Here is a 17,879-nt window from a genome sequence, read left to right on the forward strand (position 1 = left end):
GGGTCACCCGGCCCCGCACGGTCCCGGCGTGGCGCAGGACGCCGGTCAGGCGCTTGGTGCGGCCCGCCTTCAGCGACAGCACCGGAGACCGGTAGCCCGGCACGATGCTGGGCCCGCGCAGGCCCTGGTGGAAGGGGACCTCCACCCGGTAGCGTCCGGCCGCCGTCCTGAAGGTGAACCGTCCGTTCTCGGCGGGGATGTTGCTGACCAGTGAGCCGTCGAGGCGCAGCAGCCGGACGGATCCGTCCGCGAGTCCCTTGATGGTGCCGGCGATCGTGGCGGCGGTGGCAGGGCGGAGCGCGGGAAGTCGTCGCGTCGTCGACCGCGATGCGAAGAATCGCGTCTGCAGGAGCCACGAGTCCGAGGCGCCGTCAGGCCCCAGGTACGTCGGGACGAACGTGATGTCGTTCTCGGCCGCACAGGTCTTCTCCGGGTCGGACGTGGTGCGGTGCCCGCCGCCCCGGGCCGGCGCGGGGCGGCACACCTTCACCAGGTACCGGCTCTTCGGCTGGCGCAGCTTGTAGCGTCCACGGCGGTCGGTGAACGTCCCGGAGAGCGACGGCTCCGCCTGGCCGCGGTTCTGCAGGTCGCGATAGCCGATCGTCTGCACCAGGACACCGGCCCGCGGCTTGCCCGCTCGGGTGAGCACCGTTCCCTGCACCCAACCGGGCGTGGCCGCCGTAGCCGCCGCTTGTTCGTGCTCGCGCGGTGCAGCTGCGGATGGGCCCGCAAGCGAGACCGCCATTGCCGTGGCTGCGGCGACCGCCGCGATGAGTCTGGTTCCGGCTCGTTTGCCGTTCATGGGTTCTCCCGTGGATGGGTGGGGCAATCGCTCTTCACCCATCTAGATGCACGGCCCGCGCTTTCGGTTGTCCTTCCGGCTCAGGTTTTTCCGGCGGGGTCGGGACGGACTAGGAGAATCGACCGCCGCGCCGGGCGCACTTACGCTCTCGCGGCGCGCTCAGCGCGAGCCGGCGAAGGGGCCGCGCAGGGCGGCCCACTGCAGGAGCATGACGGTCTTGGCGTCGACGACGTCGGTGCCGATCGACGCGAGCGCCGCGTCGAAGTCGAGCTCGACGACCTCGATGTCCTCGCCCTCCTCGGCGAGCCCGGCGCGCGACCCGTCGAGCCCGCGGACGCTGTAGGGCGCGGCGAAGAAGTGCAGCCGCTCGGTGACCGATCCGGGGCTCATGTAGACGTCGAAGACGTGCTCGACGTCGCCGACCTCGACGCCGGTCTCCTCCGCGGCCTCGCGGCGGATGGCGTCCTCGGGCGCGTCGTCGTCGAGCAGCCCGGCCGCCGTCTCCAGCAGCATCCCGTCGGGGTGGTCGTTGACGTAGACCGCGTAGCGGAACTGGCGGGTGAGCAGCACCGTGCGCCGGTCGGGGTCGTAGAGCAGGATCGTCGCGCCGTCGCCGCGGTCGTACGTCTCGCGCCGCTCGGTGCTGACCGTGCCGTCCGGGTGCGTGTAGTCGTAGGTCGTGGCACGCAGGACGTACCAGTCGCTGGCCAGCAGCTCGACCTCGCGCACCCGCACGCGCGGGTTGCGGCGCAGGTCGAGCCCGGTCAGGTGCAGGCCCGTGCGCCCGCGCCGGTCGGGGACGTCGGCGCCGGGGACGTCGGCGCCAGGGATTCCTGTGGTCACGGGGCCGAGCGTAGGCGCAGCGGTCTTGTCGCTGGCTCCCACGAAAGAGGGGGCAAGTTGACGTGTGCGCGCGTTGGCGTCGCGGTCCACCGCGGTCCGCCTGACGGGCGGGATGTGATCGCTGCCCTGGCCAGCCCGGCAGTCCCTGGACGCATCTCGTTCTGGGACGGACCTTCTCGCCTGTCCGAGGTGTCGGCCGACCGGGGCGCGGCGACCGTGAACCTTCCCAGCACCCTGTCGACGGGCAAGCATGAGCTACGCGCCGTCTTCACGCCGACGGACGATGTCTGCTACGCGTCCGCGACGGCCACGACGAGCCTCACCGTCACTGCTGCGCCCACCAAGACGCAGCTTCGCCTGAGTCCCGGGACGGCACACTTCGGCCAGCCCGGCCGCATCGCCGTGCACGCGACGGTCAGCCTCGGTGTATCGGGCCGGGTCGACTTCCACGACGGAACCCGTCGTCTGGGATCGGTAGCTGTCCGACGGGCCGCCGCGTCGCTCACGTTGCCCCGGGGGCTCAGCGCCGGCACGCACCGGATCCGAGCAGTGTTCAGCCCGTCCGGCACCGCCCACGCGCCCAGCCAGACCCAGGCAGTCCTCACGGTCCGGCCGCGTCCAACCACGACGACCCTCAAGCTCACCAGGACCACGCAGTCGTTCGGGCGGAATCGGGCCACGGCGCGTGTGGCAGTCGCCGGAGGGCCTGCCGGGCGAGTGGCCATCTGGGACGGTCGCCGCAGGCTCGCGACCGTCGTGGTCGTCCGCGGCAGCGCCACCTACAAGCTCCCCGCTCGGCTCAAGCGGGGAACGCACCGGGTTCTCGCTGAGTTCGCTCCGGCCAATCCGGGACAGCACACATCGTCCACCTCCACCACGGTCAAGCTTCGGATCCGCTGACCTGAGCATCCGCGCCGAGATCCAGGCGGGATACAAAGGGGCGACAGGTAGCATCGCCGGGTGTCTGTCGAGGTCGTCGCATACTCGCCGTCGTGGCCCGCTCAGTTCGAGGTCGTTGCGAAAGGCCTGCGCGAAGCGGTCGCTGGGTTGTCCGCTCGGGTGGAGCACGTGGGTTCGACGTCGGTGCCGGGGCTTGCTGCGAAGCCGGTGATCGATGTCGACGTCATCGTGCCCGCGCACGAGGTCGAGCGCGCGGTGGCCGCGATCGAGTCGGCCGGGTACGTGCACCAGGGTGACAGGGGAGTGGCAGGTCGCGAGGCGTTCGACGCGCCGGACGGCCATCCGCCGCGGAACGTGTACGTCTGCGAGGCGGGCGCGTTGAGCGTGCGCAACCACCTGGCGGTCCGTGACGTCCTCAGGGCGCGAGCGGACCTGCGGGCGGAGTACGCCGCGGTCAAGCTGGCCCTGGCCGCGACACCAGGCATCAGCATCGATCGCTACGTCGCCGGCAAGTCCGCGGTGCTGCAGAAGGTCCTGCGGCAGTCGGATCTGACGGCCGACGAGTGCCGCGAGATCCTGTGTCTCAACCTGACCCCGTCGGCTGGACCGGCGACAACATGACCGGTGTGGCGGCGTGAGGTCAGCCGCGGCGCAGGTGCAGCAGCGGGAACGGGCGGCCCTCGCCGTCCACCGGCGAGCGTCCGACCTCGGTGAAGCCCTTGGCGGCGTAGAAGCGGCGTCCGCTCGCGTTCTGCTCGTTGACGTCCAGCCGAAGCGCCGGCTGCCCGGCGGCGACGGCGTCGAGCAGGAGCGTGCCCAGGCCTCGGCCGTGGACGGCGGGGTCGACGAACAGCATGTGGACCTCGCCGTCGTCCTGGGCGACGAAGCCGGCCGGACGTCCGTCCGGCCCCTCGATTACCCGAAGGTCGGCCATCTGCGGCAGGTACGCGGCGACGGCCTGCTCGTAGAAGTCGACGTCGGCGGGCGCGAGGAAGTCGTGCGTGGCCTCGACCGCCCGGCGCCAGACCCGCAGCAGGTCGGGATGGTCGGCGGGCGTCGCGGCACGGACGACGGGCTGGTGATCCACGGACCGCAGCGTACCGACCACCGCAGGCCCCTGCGGTGGTCGAAGGACTAGGTGCTCTAGATGATCGCCGACCTGTCGGGCTGCCCCTGAGGGGCAGCCCGACAGGTCCTTCTTCGACGGGCACCCTGAGATGCGCCTCAGGACACCCAGGTCACCGCTCGTCGAGCTCTACAGCTTGCGTTCCCACCGGATGACCTCGCCCGCGTCGGGATCATTGAGACGGCTGCTCTCGGCGAACCCGGTGCGACGCAGGACCCCAGCGGACCTCTCATCGGTCGCGAGGGTGTGGGCCACGACGAGGGCCACTTCACCGCTCTCAGCGGCTTTGCCCACCAGAGCCTCGGTGGCCGCAGTGGCGAAACCCTGTCTGCGGTAGACCGGAGCGATCTCGTAGCCGATCTCGACCACCCGCTCGTCGGGCGGGCCGCTGAAGCCGCCGGACCCGACCAGCTGCGAGGTCTCGGCATCGATGAAGAAATGCATCCACCAAGACGACTCGTGCGGATGCGAGGTCAACCGGTCCTGTGTGAACGGGATGGCCTCGGGAAACTCGGGCCACCCCTCCGGCACGGACGACTCCAGCATGGAGGCAAGCTCCACAGGGTCGTTCAGGTATGCGGAGAGGTGGTCAGTCGTTGCTGGGATCAAACGAATACGCGCCATCAGGCTCGTCCTTTCGTGACGAAGTCGTGCGCGTGGATCAGGCGTAGGAGCAGGAGTGCGCGCACGACGGGTTGCAAGAACCACCGGCACGCGTACGCGTGGCAGTGGATGACCCGGTTGGGTACGGCACTCCTGGTGTTCTCGGTAGGCGTCGGACGACGCCTACCGAGAAGGTAGTGGGTTCGCCGACTGCTGGCATCCCTGGAGTGCGGGAGCATGGATCTGTCGTGGGGACGACACGGCGTTCAGCGAAGCGGCAGCGACGAGCGTCGCGCCCAGGGAGCTGGACAAGGAGGCAGTAGGTCCGTGACCTGCAACAGCACCTCCTTACGCTCGTCCACGCTCGGGAGGCCGGACACGTCATCCTGCACACCGACGACGAGCCAAGGAGACCGAAGCCGAGTCCGTCGCCCCGGGAGAGTACGTCGCCCACCGCGGCACTAAGGAGACGGAAGCCGAGTCCGTCGCTACGTCATGGCCGGGCTGCTGGGCGCCGACACCAGCGCCTACAGCGTCGGCTACGTCGCCGGGTGGTCCGCCGGAGACCTGGACCTCATCCGCCAGTGCGCCGACAACGTCACCAGGGCCGTGCACGTCCTGGCGGCCGCGTTCGAGCCGGTCGAGGCGATCGCGTGAGTGCCGTCCAGGGTGTGCTGGACTTCGGCATCGACACCGCTAGCAGCACGCACGTCGTCTGCCCGACATGTCCCTCGCGTGCCGGGCCGACCTGGTGGAGGCCCTCATCTGTGGCGACCACCTGACGTTCGGTCGCCCGGCTCGGTGGGCTCAGGTCACGTGCGACTGGTGCAGGGCCATCGGCCCGGCCTACGTCGCCACGGTGAGCCGTCGAATGCAGAACCGGCAGGCCGACGCCTTGTAGATGCGCCGGTGGTCACGGAGGGCGGTTAGAAGCAGCGCCACCTGTCCCATAAAACGGGGGGCAGGGCCGTCTTGGCAGCATCAGAGCCACGCTGGTCCCACGACACCCCGAGACGCGGGGCCAGCGCCGCAAGATTCACGTGGAACCGGCCTGCACTGGCCGGCGCACGCTCACGGCGCTGATCCGCTGCTCTCGCTCAACACGCGGCCAGTCGGTCAGCAGCACGTGAACCCCGTCCACTCGATCCGCGCCCGATCGTCGACAAGTCGCATCTTCATCGGCGGATGCTGAACGCGCGAGTACGGCCGGGGGGGGGGGGCAGACTGCCGATGGCTACAGGCAGGCAGGTGGGGCGCCGCCCCGACCGAAGCCGCACGAAGACGTGAACGATGTGCCCATGTGATGACAGAAAGGTCCTAGCCCGTCAGTAACGCCCCGCTGGCGTCTGTGGCCGGGTCGATCATCACCGATACCCGGACCGACTAGACCACCTAGGAGACGCGTTCCCGCAGGGCCTGTATGGCATCCCGCGTTCCAGGGGTGTGCGGTGCAGCCTCGATCGTCACGATGGGTACCCATCGTCGACACGAGGAGCCGTCGTGGTGTCCTACCGTTCCTTCTTGCCTTTCGCTCTTGCGGCGGGTCTGCTCGCGCCGGCTCTGTCGGTGACGGGCGCGAGTGCAGCGCCAACCGGTCAGCTTGACGTGGTCCTGACCAGCTTGGGGGGCGACTTGGCTCCAGAGCTCGGCGCGAGTCTCTATCGTGATGGCGTCCGGCCCGATGGGCGACGGCTGGTGGAGAAGGTGGCGACGTGCACGCCCGTCGCGGCGGAAGGCGTGTGCCGTTTCACGGGCGTGCCGGAAGGTAAGTACATCGTCGACACTGGTGGCTGGCAGAACAGTGACGGTTCGACCAGGACGTTCTTCAAGGCCGGGACTCGCGGAGTGATCGACGGGTTCAGCGCCTCGGCGATCTCGGTGCGGGACGAGACGATCACTACGGTCGCGATCCAGCGACAGCCAGGCCTGACGATCAGTGGGGCGGTGACCGATCGCGACGGCAAGCCGGTGGCGGGAGCCGAGGTGCAGGTCCTGGCGTCGACCCCGTTCTCAGTGACACCCGTCCCGATGGTCGCCGAGAAGACGGACGCGGACGGTCGATACATCAGCCGAGGACTCGGCGGATCGGCGCACAAGGTCCTGGTGAAGCCTACGGCTCAGGAACAGATGGCCACCTGGTACGGCGACACCACCGACGAGGCGAAGGCGCACGAACTTTCGGGCGCCAGTGGTGAGTCCAAGCGCGCCGACGTGAAGGTGCGGACGGAGACCACACTGATCGTTCCGGTCACGTCCGCGGAGCCAGTGCAGGTCCTTGCCTACCAGCGCACGACGTCAGACGATGGCGTGGAGAGCTGGGAGGTCGCCGGACGAGCCACCAAGACGACGCCCGGTACCGTATGGAACCTGAAGTTGGCGCTTCCGCGCGGAGGCTGGTACCGCATCCGCGTGGCCAACCTCGACGGCTCGCGGTCGGTGTGGTTCAACCAGGCGTCCAGCCTCTCAGACACCGACGATGTGCACGTCGATGATCAGGTGAGATCAGGTATTGATGTCATCAACTTTGATGCAGTGGTGCGACCACGCGCCGCCAGCACCACCACCGTGACTGCGCCGGTCCAGGCGCTGGTGGGCCAGCAGATCCTGATCCAGGCAGACTTGGAAACGACGGGGCAGACCACCAACCAGGTCCGGTTCGATGTGCTCGACGGAGACAAGTGGGTGGGACTGATCCTGCCTAAGGCCGGCGGTGATCCGGCCCTCCTGCACATCTTCGATACGCCGGGCCGTCACGTCATCCGGGCCCGCTACCAGGGCTCGGCAGGGGCGCGCTCCTCGTACTCCGCCCCGGTCACGGTCATGGTGAAGGCGCCTTCGACGCTCGCCGCAGCAGCGGCGCCGATGACAGCTGGCCGAGCCGGATCGGTACAGGTCAAGGTCGTAGCCGACGGCGAGGCGACCGGGGAGGTGACCGTCCGTGAAGGCACGACGGTGCTTGGGGTCAAGCGGCTCACCGCTGCTGACCGCGGGCAGACCTCGATCGCACTGAGGCCTCTGGCCGCCGGCGCACGCACGCTGACGGTGTCCTACTCGGGTACAGACCTTGTCGCGGCAGCCTCGACCAGCGTGCCGGTCAACGTGGCGCGAGCCACCCCCACCGTTCGAGCGACCGCGCCCTCCGCCTTCAAGGCCGGTGTTGGTGGAACACTGAACGTCACGATCGCGGCCCCGGGGCTGGTGCCGACCGGACGAGTCACGGTCAGGCACGGGTCTACCGTCGTGGGATCGGTGATCCTCGGCGCGGCGGGTCGTGGCTCCGTGCGGGTCCCCGTGCGTGCGCTGCCCGCCGGGACCAAGAACCTCGGCATCGAGTACGCCGGGTCCTCGGCTATCGTGCCCCGAACGACGTCTGTCCCGGTACGCGTCGTCAAGTCGCCCGCATCGATCCAGGCCCGACCTGCCGGCTCGCTGAAGTCAAGCGGCGGCCGGCTCGCGGTGACGATCCGTGCGGCGCTGCCAGCAACCGGGTCAGTCACGGTCAAGGACGGAGCACGGATCGTGGGACGTGGGAATCTCGCGTCCGCAGCGAAGGGGCGCATCACGCTCAAGCTCGTCAAGCTGACCAAGGGTCGAAGGACCTTCACGATCTTCTACGCCGGCGACAGCCGGACGCTGGCCGCCACCGCGCGGACTGCAGTATCCGTCCGAAAGTAGCAGCTCTGCTTTGTTGGACGTTCGCCATCAGTGGCGACCCGGCGGGCCATCTCGTGCCAACGAGAAGGTCCGCCGGGAAGCTGGCCCACGAGATCTGGTAGCCGTAGCTTGGAAGCTTGGTCACGGGTGCATGCTGGGTGGCATACCGGTGGCGATCGGCATGACGCTCATGGAGCCTGGGGTGCTGATCCGCTTCAGGTCCGGAGCTCGACCTCCCGGGAGGCTTGCCACTCGACGACGCCCTCGTCCATCGCGACAGCGTCCCGCCCGTGGATGCGAAGGTGCTGGGGCGTGCGGACGTCAACGACGACCATGTCGACGTGGCCGGTCGGTGGGACTCGCGCGCGCCATCCCAGCAGGCTGGGATGGGGAGGCGGTCTCGCGAACCTAGGGTGGCGATCATGTGGCCTCGGTACGAGGGTCTTCGGACCATGGAGATGGGTACGCAAGGTGCCTTCCGCGACGCGCTGAACAGTCTGGTGCTGGCGGGGGAGAAGCGCGTGACCCTGGCGCAGGAGGACGACTACCGGCGTGAGGGCGAGGAGCCCGACTTCGTCGGTGAGCGGCTGGCCCTGCTCGGCAGCGACGGCGTTCCGGTCGCGTTCCTGCAGACCACCCGGGTCGACGTCCTGCGCTTCGGTGACCTGCGTGGCGAGGCCGGGGACGAGCTGGCCGAGGCGGCGGGCGAGGGGCACCGGGACGGCGCCCATCTCCACGACGGCTACCGGCGCTGGTGGTCCGAGCAGGACACTCCCGTCACGGACGACACGACGATCTACGCGGTCTGGTTCTCCGTCGTCGACCACGAACCGGTCCACGCATGAGCGGCGTCGTCGTCCGGCCGTATCAGGCTGCGGATGCACCGGCCACGCTCGAGATCTTCAGCCGGGCCATCACCACGACTGCCCGATCGGCGTACTCCGCCGAGCAGACTGCGGCGTGGCTGGGCGAGCCGCCGTCCCTGCCGGACTGGGACCGGGCGCGTGCATCAGTGCGTACGTTCGTCGCCGAGCTGGGGGGCCGGGTCGTCGGGTTCACCGACCTCGACGATCAGGGGTACGTGGACCGGCTGTTCGTCCACCCAGACACCGGTCGCCGCGGCGTGGCCTCCGCCCTGGTGTCGCGCGTCGTCCACGAGGGCCGGCGACGGGGCCTGTCCGTGCTCACGACCCACGCCAGCCTGGTCGCCGAGCCCGTGTTGAGCCGTCACGGCTTCGAGGTGGTCGCCCGGGAGACGGTGCACCGCGGCGACGTCGCTCTCGACCGCTTCGAGATGGTCCGGGCGCTCCGTACCTAGCCGTCAGGCTCTTCGGCGTCGCGGTCGCGTGGCAGGACCCCACGAACGCGGGATCCGCAAGGTCGGGCGTCTCCGTACTGTGCTGATCGGTGCCGCGGCGGGTCTCACATCGCCACCACAGTCAGGCGGCACCAGGTCGACGGATCGACGCAGACGCACCCCCGGAAGACGCTGCTGAGGCGACCTCCGGGGGTGTGTCGTCGTTCCGACGGTCGTGATCACGCCCCTCCGCGCGCCCCGGTGGTGGGCCTGGCGGGAAGCATCACCGCGGTGGCCAGCACGACCAGCGCCATGACAGCGGCGGCACCGAACGCCCACTGCAGGCCACCGATGAAAGCGTCGCTCGCGGCGCTGCCGTCCTGGGCCAGCTGGTCGGCGCGGCTGTCGAGCACGACCACGAGCACGGCGGTGCCCAGTGCGCCGGCGACCTGCTGCAGCGTGCCCAGCAGCGAGCTGCCGTGCGCGTACAGGTGCGGTGGCAGGTCGCCGAGGCCCACGGTGAACACCGGAGTGAAGATCAGGGCGAGACACATCATGAGCAGGACGTGGAGGGCGAGGATCAACGCGTACGGGGTGGTCGCCTCGATCCGGGTCAGGGCGGCGAGCAGCAGCACCAGCCCCACCGCGCCGGGAAGGACGAGGGGGCGGGAGCCGAACCGGTCGTAGACCCGGCCCACCTGCGGGCCCAGCAGTCCCATCGCGAGGCCGCCGGGCATGACGAGCAGGCCGGTCTGCAGCTCGCTGAGGCCCCGCAGACTCTGCAGGTACAGCGGCAGCAGGATCATGGACCCGAGGAAGGCCATGAACCCGGCCGACATCAGCACCAGGGCGACCGCGAACGTGCGGTGCTGCAGGGTCCGCAGGTCCAGCAACGGTGTGCCGGAGCGCTGCAGGTGCACCTGGTAGAGCGCGAACGCCCCGATGAGGGCCAGGCCCGCAGCGGTGACGACCAGGGGAGCGGTGGACCCGCCGTCACCGACCTTGCTCAGGCCGTACACCAGGCTTCCGAAGCCGGTGGCGGCCAGCGTCACGCTCGCCCAGCTCACCGGACTTACCTGGGGCTCGCCGATGTTCTGCAGCTTGCGGAGACCACCCACCGCGACCAGGACCGCGACAGGGAGCACCGCGGCGAAGATGAGCCGCCACGACCCGAGCTCCAGCAGCACGCCGGAGACCGCCGGCCCGAGTGCGGGCGCGCACGACATGGCGAGCGTGACCTGGCCCATGACGCGTCCACGGTCGCCGGCGGGCACGACGGTCATCAGGGTCGTCATCAGCAGCGGGGTCATCACGGCCGTCCCTCCGGCCTGCACCACGCGACCAGCGAGCAGCACCTCGAACGTCGGCGCGGTCGCGGCCAGGAGGGTGCCGGCGCAGAACGTCGCCATGGCCAGGCCGTAGGCCGTGCGGGTGCTGACCCGCTGGAGGAACCAACCCGTCACCGGGATGACGGCCGCCATCGTCAGCATGAAGACCGTCGAGAGCCACTGGGCGCTCCGCTCGTCGATGGAGAACTCGACCATCAGTCGAGGGATGGCGTTGATCATGATCGTCTCGTTGAGGATCACGACGAAGGTCGCCGCGACGAGCAGCTTGATCACCGGCGGCGTGCGACCGTCGGGACGGCTCGTGGACCCGGCTGGTCCGGGGCTCGCGGTGTCGTGCGTGGCGGACATGGTCGGCCTCACCCGTTCTTCACGCGGTAGGTCGTCTGCACCATGCCGCCACCCAGCACCCGAGTCCGCAGGTGCTCCAGGTCGACATCGTGCGGGACCGCCCGGAAGAGCGGGATCCCGTCGCCGATGATCACGGCGACCTGCGAGATCGTCATCTCGTCTACGAGGCCGGCGGCCAGGCAGGTCGACACCGTGGTGGCGCCGTCGATGTAGACCCCACGGGTGCCCTGCCGGTCGAAGAGCGCGGTCGCCTCGTCGAGGCTCCGGACGATCTCGACGCGGTCATCGCCGTCGGCAGGCAGCGTGGTGCTGAGCACGACGACCTGCGTGTCGGCGTACGGCCAGGGCTCGAAGCCCCGGGCGACCTCATAGGTGCTGCGTCCCATGAGGATCGCGTCGACGCGCTCCATGTGCTCGGTGTAGCCGGCGTCGCCCGCGGCTTCCCCACGGGACACCAACCAGTCCAATGTCCCGTCGGGACGGGCGACGTGACCGTCCACGCTCGTCCCGATGAAGACGAGTCCCTCCCAGGTTCGGCCGTTGCTCATGCGTTCCTCCAGCTCTCGATGTCACTGTCTATGTGCGTCAATGCGCGGACGACCGCGCGGTCCGACCGGTCGATGGCGCACCCGACCGCGGCGCCGGCGAGCAGGTCGAGCCACAGCTCCACGGCTGCCTCGGGGGGCGAGCGGCGCAGGAGCGCCCGCTGGTGTGCGTCCTCGAGGGCGGCCGCGAGGTATCGCGTCTGGGCCTGACGGCCCTCGACGAGCAGTTCCCGCGTCTCGTCGTGCACGATCTCGTCAAGCAGCAGGGTCAGGTGTCCGGTCGCTGCGCTGGGGGCCGAGGCCGAGCCGGCCCAGTCGGCCACCCACTGCCGGACGTGCGCGACGGGGTCGTCGATGGCGGCACCGTCGTAGCTGGGCAGTCCGCCCACCCAGGTACGCGCCACGGCGACCAGGAGACCGTGCCTCGACCCGAACCGCTTGACGAGTGCCGCCGGGCTCACGCCGGCCTCCCTCGCCACGTCGGCCAGCGACCACGAGCCGTCGCCCCGCTTGACGACGGCGGTCGCCGCCGCCTGCACGAGCTGCTCGTCGGTGATCATCCGTGGTCGCGCCATACGATAAGTGTATGCACGTTCACTTACTGCATCGCAACCTTGGCGTCAAGGAGCGCAAGAACGGTCAAGTACCCGGACTGAGCAGGTCGATCCGGCGTGGGGGTGGAGGACTGGCCGCCGTGGCGTGCGGCCCCCGACGTGGCCGAGGAAGGGGGCCGGTCGAGAACGACCGAAGGGCCGCGAGCTCTCGCTCGCGACCCTCCGGTCATCACCTGTTCACTGAAGGCCGGCAGTCCCATGCGGAGGACGTGCCGCGCTCACAGCCTGGCAGTCGGCACGTGGCCGGACATCCCATGCTCACGGGGTGTTCGACAGCTGCGGTGCCTCGCTTCCCCGGCGGGACCGTGCCGGCGCGAGGCTGGCGACGGCGACCCCGGCCAGCATCACGGACCCGCCGACGATCTCGGCCACGGCCGGGGTGTCGCCCTGGACGATCCAGCCGGCAGCCATACCGATCGGCGGCACCAGCAGGATGAACGGCATCACGGCGCCGGCGGGGTGGCGGGCGACCAGGTCGTTCCACACCGCGTACCCGAACAAGGACGACGCGACGACGGTGAACCCGGTCGACAGCAGGGCTGTCCAGCCCAGGTGCGTCACCGCGCTCGTGACCTGCGCGGGTCCGTCGACGAGCAGGGACATGAGCAGGGCGGGGAGCGGCACGACGAGGGCGGACCAGGCCACCAGTCCGAGTCCGGACGACATCGACGCCCGCCGGACGACGACGTTGCCGCACGACCACGTCAGCGCCGCCCCCAGCGTGATGACCAGCGGGACGACAGGCGCCCGGAGGCCGTAGGAGACGGCCACGACGACGAGCCCGACGGTGCTGACGGCGACGCCGACCAGCTGCTGCCTCGTCGACCGTTCACCGAGCGCCACCGAGGCGAGGCCGAGCGTGAACATGACCTGGACCTGGAGCACCAGTGGCGCCAGGCCGGCCGGCATGCCGAGTCCGAGGGCGACGTACAGGAGCCCGAAATGACCCAGGTTGGTCAGCGCGCCCACCAGCAGGACGTCCCGCCAGCGCCCGGGGCGGGGCAGGAACAGCACGAGGGGGAAGGCGACGAGGGCGAAGCGGATCGACAGGAACAGCAGCGGCGGGACGTCGGCCAGGCCGAGGTCGATGACGACGAAGTTGGAGCCCCACACGAGCACGACGAGGGCGGCCAGCATGCGGTGTCGGGGCGTCATCAGCCCATGATCGAGCGCACGGCCTCGGCAGGGATCCCGTCGTTGCGGGACGACAGGGATTGACGCACTAACAGTCCGACCGTACGGTTTGTTCTCGTGACCGAGACCACCCGCCGGACGCAGGAGGACCGCCGGACCGCGACCCGCGCGCGCGTCCTGGACGCCGCCGTGGCCTGCCTGCTCGAGAACGGGTACGCCGGGTTCTCGATCGGCGAGGTGCAGAAGCGGGCCGAGATGGCCCGCGGCACCCTGCTGCACCACTTCCCGGCCAAGGCCGACCTCGTCTCGGCCGCCGTCGGTCACCTCGTCACCCAGCGCGTCGCCCAGGCCCAGCAGGCGGCCACCGGCGACGCCGCCGAGCGGCTTGACGCGTTCGTGGACGCCGTCTGGGCCGACCTGAGCAGCCCCGAGCTGCACGCCCTTCTCGAGCTCTGGGGGGCCGCGCGCACCGACGAGACGCTGCGCGCCGCCCTGGCCCGCGAGCAGCCGCACCTGCTCGGCAGCATCCAGAGCGGGCTCGAGGCGGTGCTCGCCGACGGCCGCGGGGACGACCCCCGCGTGCCGCTGCTCGTCACGTTCACCGTGCAGCTGCTCACTGGCCTGTCCATCACCGGCGTGCTCGGCGCCCGCGACGCCGAGCTGCAGCGCACCCTCGAGGCCTGGAAGCGGGCGCTGCGCGTCCTGCTCGGCGACCTCGACCCGCACGACCTGACGTCCCCCTCCCGGAAGGCCCGCCCATGACACGACGCACGATCGACACCACCCGGCTGCGCGCGCAGCTCTCCGGCGCGCGGCAGGTGGCGGGCACCGTGGCGCGGAACCCGGCGATGCTGCGCGACGTTGTGGCGGGCCTGCTCGGCCGCGAGCCCGCCGCAGGGCCAGCAGCGCTGGACGTGGGCGAGACCCCCGAGTGGCTCACCGGGTTCACCCACCGGGTCGCCGCCGCCCGCACCGTCGCCGCTCCACCCGAGCACGTGGTGGACGTGCTGGGCGACCTGTCGACCGTCGCCGACTGGCTGACGCTGCACACCGGCTGGCGCGACGAAACTCCCGGTGCCGCCGAGGTGGGCGCCTCGTTCGTGCAGCACGCGGCGATCATGGCCATCCCGGCGGACATCCGCTGGACCGTCGAGCGGTTCGACGACGGCGCGCTCGACCTGCGCGGCAAGGGACCGATGGGCCTCGTGCTCGCCCTCGCGCTGCGCGTCACGGCGTTCGGCGTGGGCAGCCGCGTCACCCTGCACGCGGGCCTGGACGGCCAGCCGGTGAAGGGGCCGCTCGGCAGCTCGATCGTCCGCAGCCTCGGCGGTGAGCTGGACGACTCGCTGGGCCGGCTCGAGCAGCTGGTGAGCGGCGCCCCGTCGAGCCGCCCGGTGCTGCACCGGGCGACCGGACGGACGATCCCCGCGTCCACCCCGGTGCTCGTCGGCGCCGGCCAGCACGTGAACAGCCGGCCCGACCCGACGGCCGACCCGGCCGCGCTCGCCGTCACCGCGCTGCGCCGGGCCGAGGCGGACGCCGGCGTGCCCGGCCTGCTCGCTTCCGCCGACGCCATCCTGGCCGTCCCGAGCGCGTCGTGGACGTACGCCGACGCCGCGGCCCTGGTGGGCGAGCGGGTCGGCGCGACGCCCGCCCGCACCGTCGCGTCCAGCCCCTACGGCGGCGACGGCGCCCAGTTGCTCGTCAACGAGGCCGCGCGGTACATCGCCGAGGGCGAGGCGCACGTCGCCCTGGTGGTCGGGGCCGAGGCCGGCGCGACGCAGTCGAGCCTGCAGCGCTCCGGTGCCACCCCGGACTGGCCGGTGCAGGCGCCCGGCGTCGCGCCGACCGACGTCGTGGGCGTCGACGCCAGCCCCAACAACGAGGTCGAGGCGAGCGTCGGGCTCAGCGCCCCGATCTACGTGTACGCGCTCATCGAGAACGCCGTGCGGCGCAAGCGGGGCCGCGGCGTCGAGGAGCACCGGGCGGCCATCGCCGGCCTGTGGTCGCGGTTCTCGTCCGTCGCCGCCCGCAACCCCTACGCCTGGCAGCCCGAGGAGACGTCCGCCGAGCGCATCGCCGAGCCGAGCGCCGACAACCGCATGGTCTCCGAGCCGTACACGAAGCTGATGTGCGCCAACCTCACCGTCGACATGGGCACCGGACTCGTCCTCATGTCGGCCGCGGCCGCCGAGGCGGCGGGCGTGCCGCAGGAGAAGTGGGTGTTCGTGCACGCCGGGGCCTGGGCCTCGGACGAGTGGTTCGTCAGCGAGCGTGCCGACCTGGCCACGTCCCCCGCGATCACGGCGGTCGGTGACGCCGCGCTGGGGCACGCCGGCGTGACGATCGACGATGTCCGCCACGTCGACCTGTACGCCTGCTTCCCGTCGGCGGTGCAGATCGGTGCGGACGCGCTCGGGCTGCCCGACGACGACCCCGAGCGTCCGCTCACGGTCACCGGCGGACTGACGTTCGGCGGCGGTCCGGGCAACAACTACGGCAGCCACGCCGTGGCCAACCTCGTCCCGCTGCTGCGGGCCGATCCTGACGCGTTCGGGCTGTCGACGTCGCTGGGCTGGTACGCCACCAAGCACGCCCTGGGCGTGTACTCGGCCACGCCGCCGCGACGGCTGTTCGAGCACCTGCACCCGCACGTCGAGCTGCCGCCCGCGCGTCGGGCCCTGGGGTCGTACGCCGGTCCGGCCGTGGTCGAGACCTGGACCATCCCGTGGTCGCGCGAGGGCGTGCCCGAGGCCGTCGTGGTCAGCCTGCTCACGCCGGAGGGCGACCGCGTGCTGCTGCGCCGCGACGACCAGCGCACGCTCGGGCTGTTCATGGCCGACGACCCGATCGGCTGGCAGGTCGAGGTGACCGTGGACGGCCGGCTTGAGGTCGTCGACCAGGACGTGCACGAGATGCCGGCGGCCCCGCCGTCGCCGGTGCTGGTCGAGCAGCGCGGCGAGGTCACGGTCATCACGCTCAACCGTCCCGAGGCGCGCAACGCCATCGACGGGCGCACCGCACGGCTGCTCGAGCGGGCGATCGACCGGTTCGAGTCGGACCCGGCCGCGCGCGTCGCCGTGCTCACCGGCACGGGCGGGACGTTCAGTGCCGGCATGGACCTGAAGGCCGCGAACCGCGGCGAGCTGCCCTACGGCGACCACCGCGGTCCGCTTGGCCTCACCGAGCGTCCGCCGGCCAAGCCGCTCGTGGCCGCGGTCGAGGGCTCCGCGCTCGCCGGCGGCTGCGAGCTGGCCCTCGCCGCCGACCTCGTCGTCGCCGCCGAGGACTCCGAGCTCGGCCTGCCCGAGCCCAAGCGCGGACTCGTCGCCGCCGCCGGCGGGGTCATGCGGCTCGGCGAGCGGCTGCCGCGCAACGTGGCGATGGAGATGGTCCTCACCGGCGACCCGCTGCCGGCCCGCCGGTTGCACGAGCTCGGCCTTGTCAACGTGCTCGCGCCGGCCGGGTCGGTGCTCGACGTCGCGATCGAGCTGGCCGAGCGCGTCGCGGCGAACGCGCCGATGAGCGTCGCCGTCGGCAAGCGCATCGTCCAGGAGGCGCCCCGCTGGGACGTCGAGCACGCCTTCGTGCGCCAGTCCGAGCTGGCCGCCCCCGTCATCTCGTCGCAGGACGCCGCGGAGGGCGTCGCCGCGTTCGCCGAGAAGCGGGCGCCGCGCTGGACCGGTCGCTGAACCTGCGCGGACGGCGTGGCTCGGCTCAGTCCCTGGTGAGGTCGAGCCGGTAGTTGCGGAAGGCGAGCGTGACCCGCATGCCCAGCCGCTCGTACAACGTCAGGGCGCCGGTGCGGGAGTCGGTCTCCAGCCGGCCGCGTGGGAGCCCGCGCTCGCGAGCCCGGCCGTAGGCGACGGCCAGCAGCTGCTGGGCGATCCCCTGACCGCGGTGCGAGCGGCGGACCGCGAGCTGGGCGACCCAGATCTCGTCGTCACGCTCGCCGTCCATCCCGACGCACGCGCCGACCACCTCGCCGCCGTGCGTGGCGACCAACAGGTGGTCCTCGGTCATCCCGGGCCGGTCGAGGAGCAGCGCCGCCCAGCTCTCGAACGATCGTCCGGCTCGGTGCTCCCACTCACCGAACGCCTCCTCGATGACCGCGTGGACGGCACGCTCCTCGCCCGCCCTCATGGGACGCACCTCGATGCCGGGCGGCAGCCCGCGCTGGGTGATCGTGGCGTCACTCGGCAGCTCGAGCAGCCACGAGTCGTAGACGTGCTGGTAGCCGCGCGCCTGCAGGAGGGCGATGGTCTGGGCGTCGCCGGCGAACGCCTCCTGCTGGCACCGGTCGAGTCCGCGCTGGCGCTGCCGTGCCTCGGCCCACCGCGCCAAGGAGGTGCCGATGCCGCGACCCCGGTGCTCCGGCAGCACCGCGATGCGTGCGTACGTGTCCTGGAACACCGCCCCGAACGCGACCGGTCGTCCGCCGTGGGTGACCAGCAGGCTGTCCGACTCGGGATCGAAGGTCGGGTCGCGCCAGAGACCGTCGAGGTCGTCAGGATCCAGCATCGTCTCCCCGACCGTCGCCCGGTCCACCGCTTGGGAGACCGCGAGCACCTCGGCGATGTCCTCGTGCGGTGCCGGACGGAGCAGGTAGTCGTGGTTCATGACGTCATCCAACTGCGCAGTCGTGGATCGCCGGGTCCCCCATC

17 protein-coding genes are annotated in these 17,879 nt (G+C 71.1%); 8 read left to right on the top strand and 9 right to left on the bottom strand.

Annotated elements, in window-relative coordinates; all coding sequences use genetic code 11:
* Positions 1-802 (bottom strand): peptidase associated/transthyretin-like domain-containing protein (locus HGAM_RS20575; RefSeq protein WP_172636422.1); only part of this gene is annotated, 802 nt, incomplete at its 3' end.
* A gap of 159 nt (positions 803-961) precedes the next feature.
* Positions 962-1,645, bottom strand: a complete 684-nt coding sequence (locus HGAM_RS06590; protein WP_019144682.1) for an NUDIX domain-containing protein — start codon at positions 1,643-1,645, stop codon at positions 962-964.
* A gap of 114 nt (positions 1,646-1,759) precedes the next feature.
* Between HGAM_RS06590 and HGAM_RS20290 the strand changes: the two genes are divergently transcribed.
* Together HGAM_RS20290 and HGAM_RS06600 are read left to right on the top strand one after the other, a co-directional pair.
* Positions 1,760-2,545: an Ig-like domain repeat protein gene (locus HGAM_RS20290; RefSeq protein WP_019144683.1), complete on the top strand. Its 786-nt coding sequence runs from the start codon at positions 1,760-1,762 to the stop codon at positions 2,543-2,545.
* Between the two features lie 60 nt (positions 2,546-2,605).
* Positions 2,606-3,166 carry a GrpB family protein gene (locus HGAM_RS06600; RefSeq protein ID WP_019144684.1) on the top strand — a complete coding sequence of 187 codons (561 nt, stop codon included), beginning with the start codon at positions 2,606-2,608 and terminating at the stop codon, positions 3,164-3,166.
* A 19-nt stretch (positions 3,167-3,185) separates the two neighbouring features.
* On the opposite strand, the gene HGAM_RS06605 is transcribed toward HGAM_RS06600, so the two are convergent.
* On the bottom strand, positions 3,186-3,632 hold the full coding sequence (locus HGAM_RS06605) for a GNAT family N-acetyltransferase (RefSeq protein WP_019144685.1): 447 nt from the start codon (positions 3,630-3,632) through the stop codon (positions 3,186-3,188).
* A gap of 168 nt (positions 3,633-3,800) precedes the next feature.
* Positions 3,801-4,295 (bottom strand): GNAT family N-acetyltransferase, encoded by a 495-nt coding sequence (locus tag HGAM_RS06610; RefSeq protein ID WP_019144686.1) that lies wholly within the window; start codon positions 4,293-4,295, stop codon positions 3,801-3,803.
* A 474-nt stretch (positions 4,296-4,769) separates the two neighbouring features.
* Between HGAM_RS06610 and HGAM_RS20295 the strand changes: the two genes are divergently transcribed.
* The 4 genes from HGAM_RS20295 to HGAM_RS18125 all read left to right on the top strand — a co-directional run bounded on the left by HGAM_RS20295 (position 4,770) and on the right by HGAM_RS18125 (position 9,246).
* Positions 4,770-4,931, top strand: a complete 162-nt coding sequence (locus HGAM_RS20295) for a hypothetical protein (RefSeq protein ID WP_019144687.1) — start codon at positions 4,770-4,772, stop codon at positions 4,929-4,931.
* An 846-nt stretch (positions 4,932-5,777) separates the two neighbouring features.
* Entirely contained in the window at positions 5,778-7,949 is a 2,172-nt protein-coding gene (locus HGAM_RS06625; protein WP_147543572.1) for an Ig-like domain repeat protein, read from the top strand.
* A 401-nt stretch (positions 7,950-8,350) separates the two neighbouring features.
* The gene (locus tag HGAM_RS06635) at positions 8,351-8,773 is read left to right on the top strand and encodes an ASCH domain-containing protein (RefSeq protein WP_038951608.1); all 423 of its coding nucleotides are present in this window, start codon (positions 8,351-8,353) and stop codon (positions 8,771-8,773) included.
* Positions 8,770-9,246 (top strand): GNAT family N-acetyltransferase, encoded by a 477-nt coding sequence (locus tag HGAM_RS18125; RefSeq protein WP_019144692.1) that lies wholly within the window; start codon positions 8,770-8,772, stop codon positions 9,244-9,246. The genes HGAM_RS06635 and HGAM_RS18125 overlap by 4 nt, the downstream gene beginning before the upstream one ends.
* 218 nt (positions 9,247-9,464) lie before the next feature.
* On the opposite strand, the gene HGAM_RS18130 is transcribed toward HGAM_RS18125, so the two are convergent.
* The 4 genes from HGAM_RS18130 to HGAM_RS18140 all read right to left on the bottom strand — a co-directional run bounded on the left by HGAM_RS18130 (position 9,465) and on the right by HGAM_RS18140 (position 13,236).
* Positions 9,465-10,922, bottom strand: a complete 1,458-nt coding sequence (locus tag HGAM_RS18130; protein ID WP_019144693.1) for an MDR family MFS transporter — start codon at positions 10,920-10,922, stop codon at positions 9,465-9,467.
* Between the two features lie 8 nt (positions 10,923-10,930).
* Positions 10,931-11,470, bottom strand: coding sequence for a dihydrofolate reductase family protein (locus HGAM_RS06650; RefSeq protein ID WP_020693493.1), 540 nt, complete (start codon positions 11,468-11,470; stop codon positions 10,931-10,933).
* Complete coding sequence (locus tag HGAM_RS18135) at positions 11,467-12,042, bottom strand: TetR/AcrR family transcriptional regulator (protein WP_081591827.1); 576 nt, start codon at positions 12,040-12,042, stop codon at positions 11,467-11,469. Before HGAM_RS18135 ends, HGAM_RS06650 begins: the two co-directional genes overlap by 4 nt.
* Before the next feature lie 297 nt (positions 12,043-12,339).
* A complete protein-coding gene (locus HGAM_RS18140; RefSeq protein WP_019144696.1) occupies positions 12,340-13,236 on the bottom strand; it encodes an EamA family transporter in 897 nt (298 codons plus the stop codon).
* Positions 13,237-13,332: 96 nt separating this feature from the next.
* On the opposite strand from HGAM_RS18140, the gene HGAM_RS18145 reads away from it, so the two are divergent.
* Positions 13,333-13,977 (top strand): TetR/AcrR family transcriptional regulator, encoded by a 645-nt coding sequence (locus tag HGAM_RS18145; protein WP_019144697.1) that lies wholly within the window; start codon positions 13,333-13,335, stop codon positions 13,975-13,977.
* Positions 13,974-16,907, top strand: coding sequence for a type II toxin-antitoxin system Rv0910 family toxin (locus HGAM_RS06670; protein WP_019144698.1), 2,934 nt, complete (start codon positions 13,974-13,976; stop codon positions 16,905-16,907). Before HGAM_RS18145 ends, HGAM_RS06670 begins: the two co-directional genes overlap by 4 nt.
* A gap of 25 nt (positions 16,908-16,932) precedes the next feature.
* On the opposite strand, the gene HGAM_RS18150 is transcribed toward HGAM_RS06670, so the two are convergent.
* A complete protein-coding gene (locus tag HGAM_RS18150; RefSeq protein ID WP_019144699.1) occupies positions 16,933-17,835 on the bottom strand; it encodes a GNAT family N-acetyltransferase in 903 nt (300 codons plus the stop codon).
* Positions 17,836-17,879 lie beyond the last annotated feature (44 nt).

The sequence above is a fragment of the Aeromicrobium massiliense JC14 genome (assembly GCF_000312105.1).
Lineage (GTDB): Bacteria > Actinomycetota > Actinomycetes > Propionibacteriales > Nocardioidaceae > Aeromicrobium > Aeromicrobium massiliense.

Coding starts and splice junctions, on each gene's coding strand:
- HGAM_RS06610 (WP_019144686.1), bottom strand. CDS start 4,295: ATGGCGCGTATTCGTTTGATCCCAGCAACGACTGACCACCTCTCCGCA.
- HGAM_RS20295 (WP_019144687.1), top strand. CDS start 4,770: ATGGCCGGGCTGCTGGGCGCCGACACCAGCGCCTACAGCGTCGGCTAC.
- HGAM_RS06635 (WP_038951608.1), top strand. CDS start 8,351: ATGTGGCCTCGGTACGAGGGTCTTCGGACCATGGAGATGGGTACGCAA.
- HGAM_RS18125 (WP_019144692.1), top strand. CDS start 8,770: ATGAGCGGCGTCGTCGTCCGGCCGTATCAGGCTGCGGATGCACCGGCC.
- HGAM_RS18130 (WP_019144693.1), bottom strand. CDS start 10,922: ATGTCCGCCACGCACGACACCGCGAGCCCCGGACCAGCCGGGTCCACG.
- HGAM_RS06650 (WP_020693493.1), bottom strand. CDS start 11,470: ATGAGCAACGGCCGAACCTGGGAGGGACTCGTCTTCATCGGGACGAGC.
- HGAM_RS18135 (WP_081591827.1), bottom strand. CDS start 12,042: ATGGCGCGACCACGGATGATCACCGACGAGCAGCTCGTGCAGGCGGCG.
- HGAM_RS18140 (WP_019144696.1), bottom strand. CDS start 13,236: ATGACGCCCCGACACCGCATGCTGGCCGCCCTCGTCGTGCTCGTGTGG.
- HGAM_RS06670 (WP_019144698.1), top strand. CDS start 13,974: ATGACACGACGCACGATCGACACCACCCGGCTGCGCGCGCAGCTCTCC.
- HGAM_RS18150 (WP_019144699.1), bottom strand. CDS start 17,835: ATGAACCACGACTACCTGCTCCGTCCGGCACCGCACGAGGACATCGCC.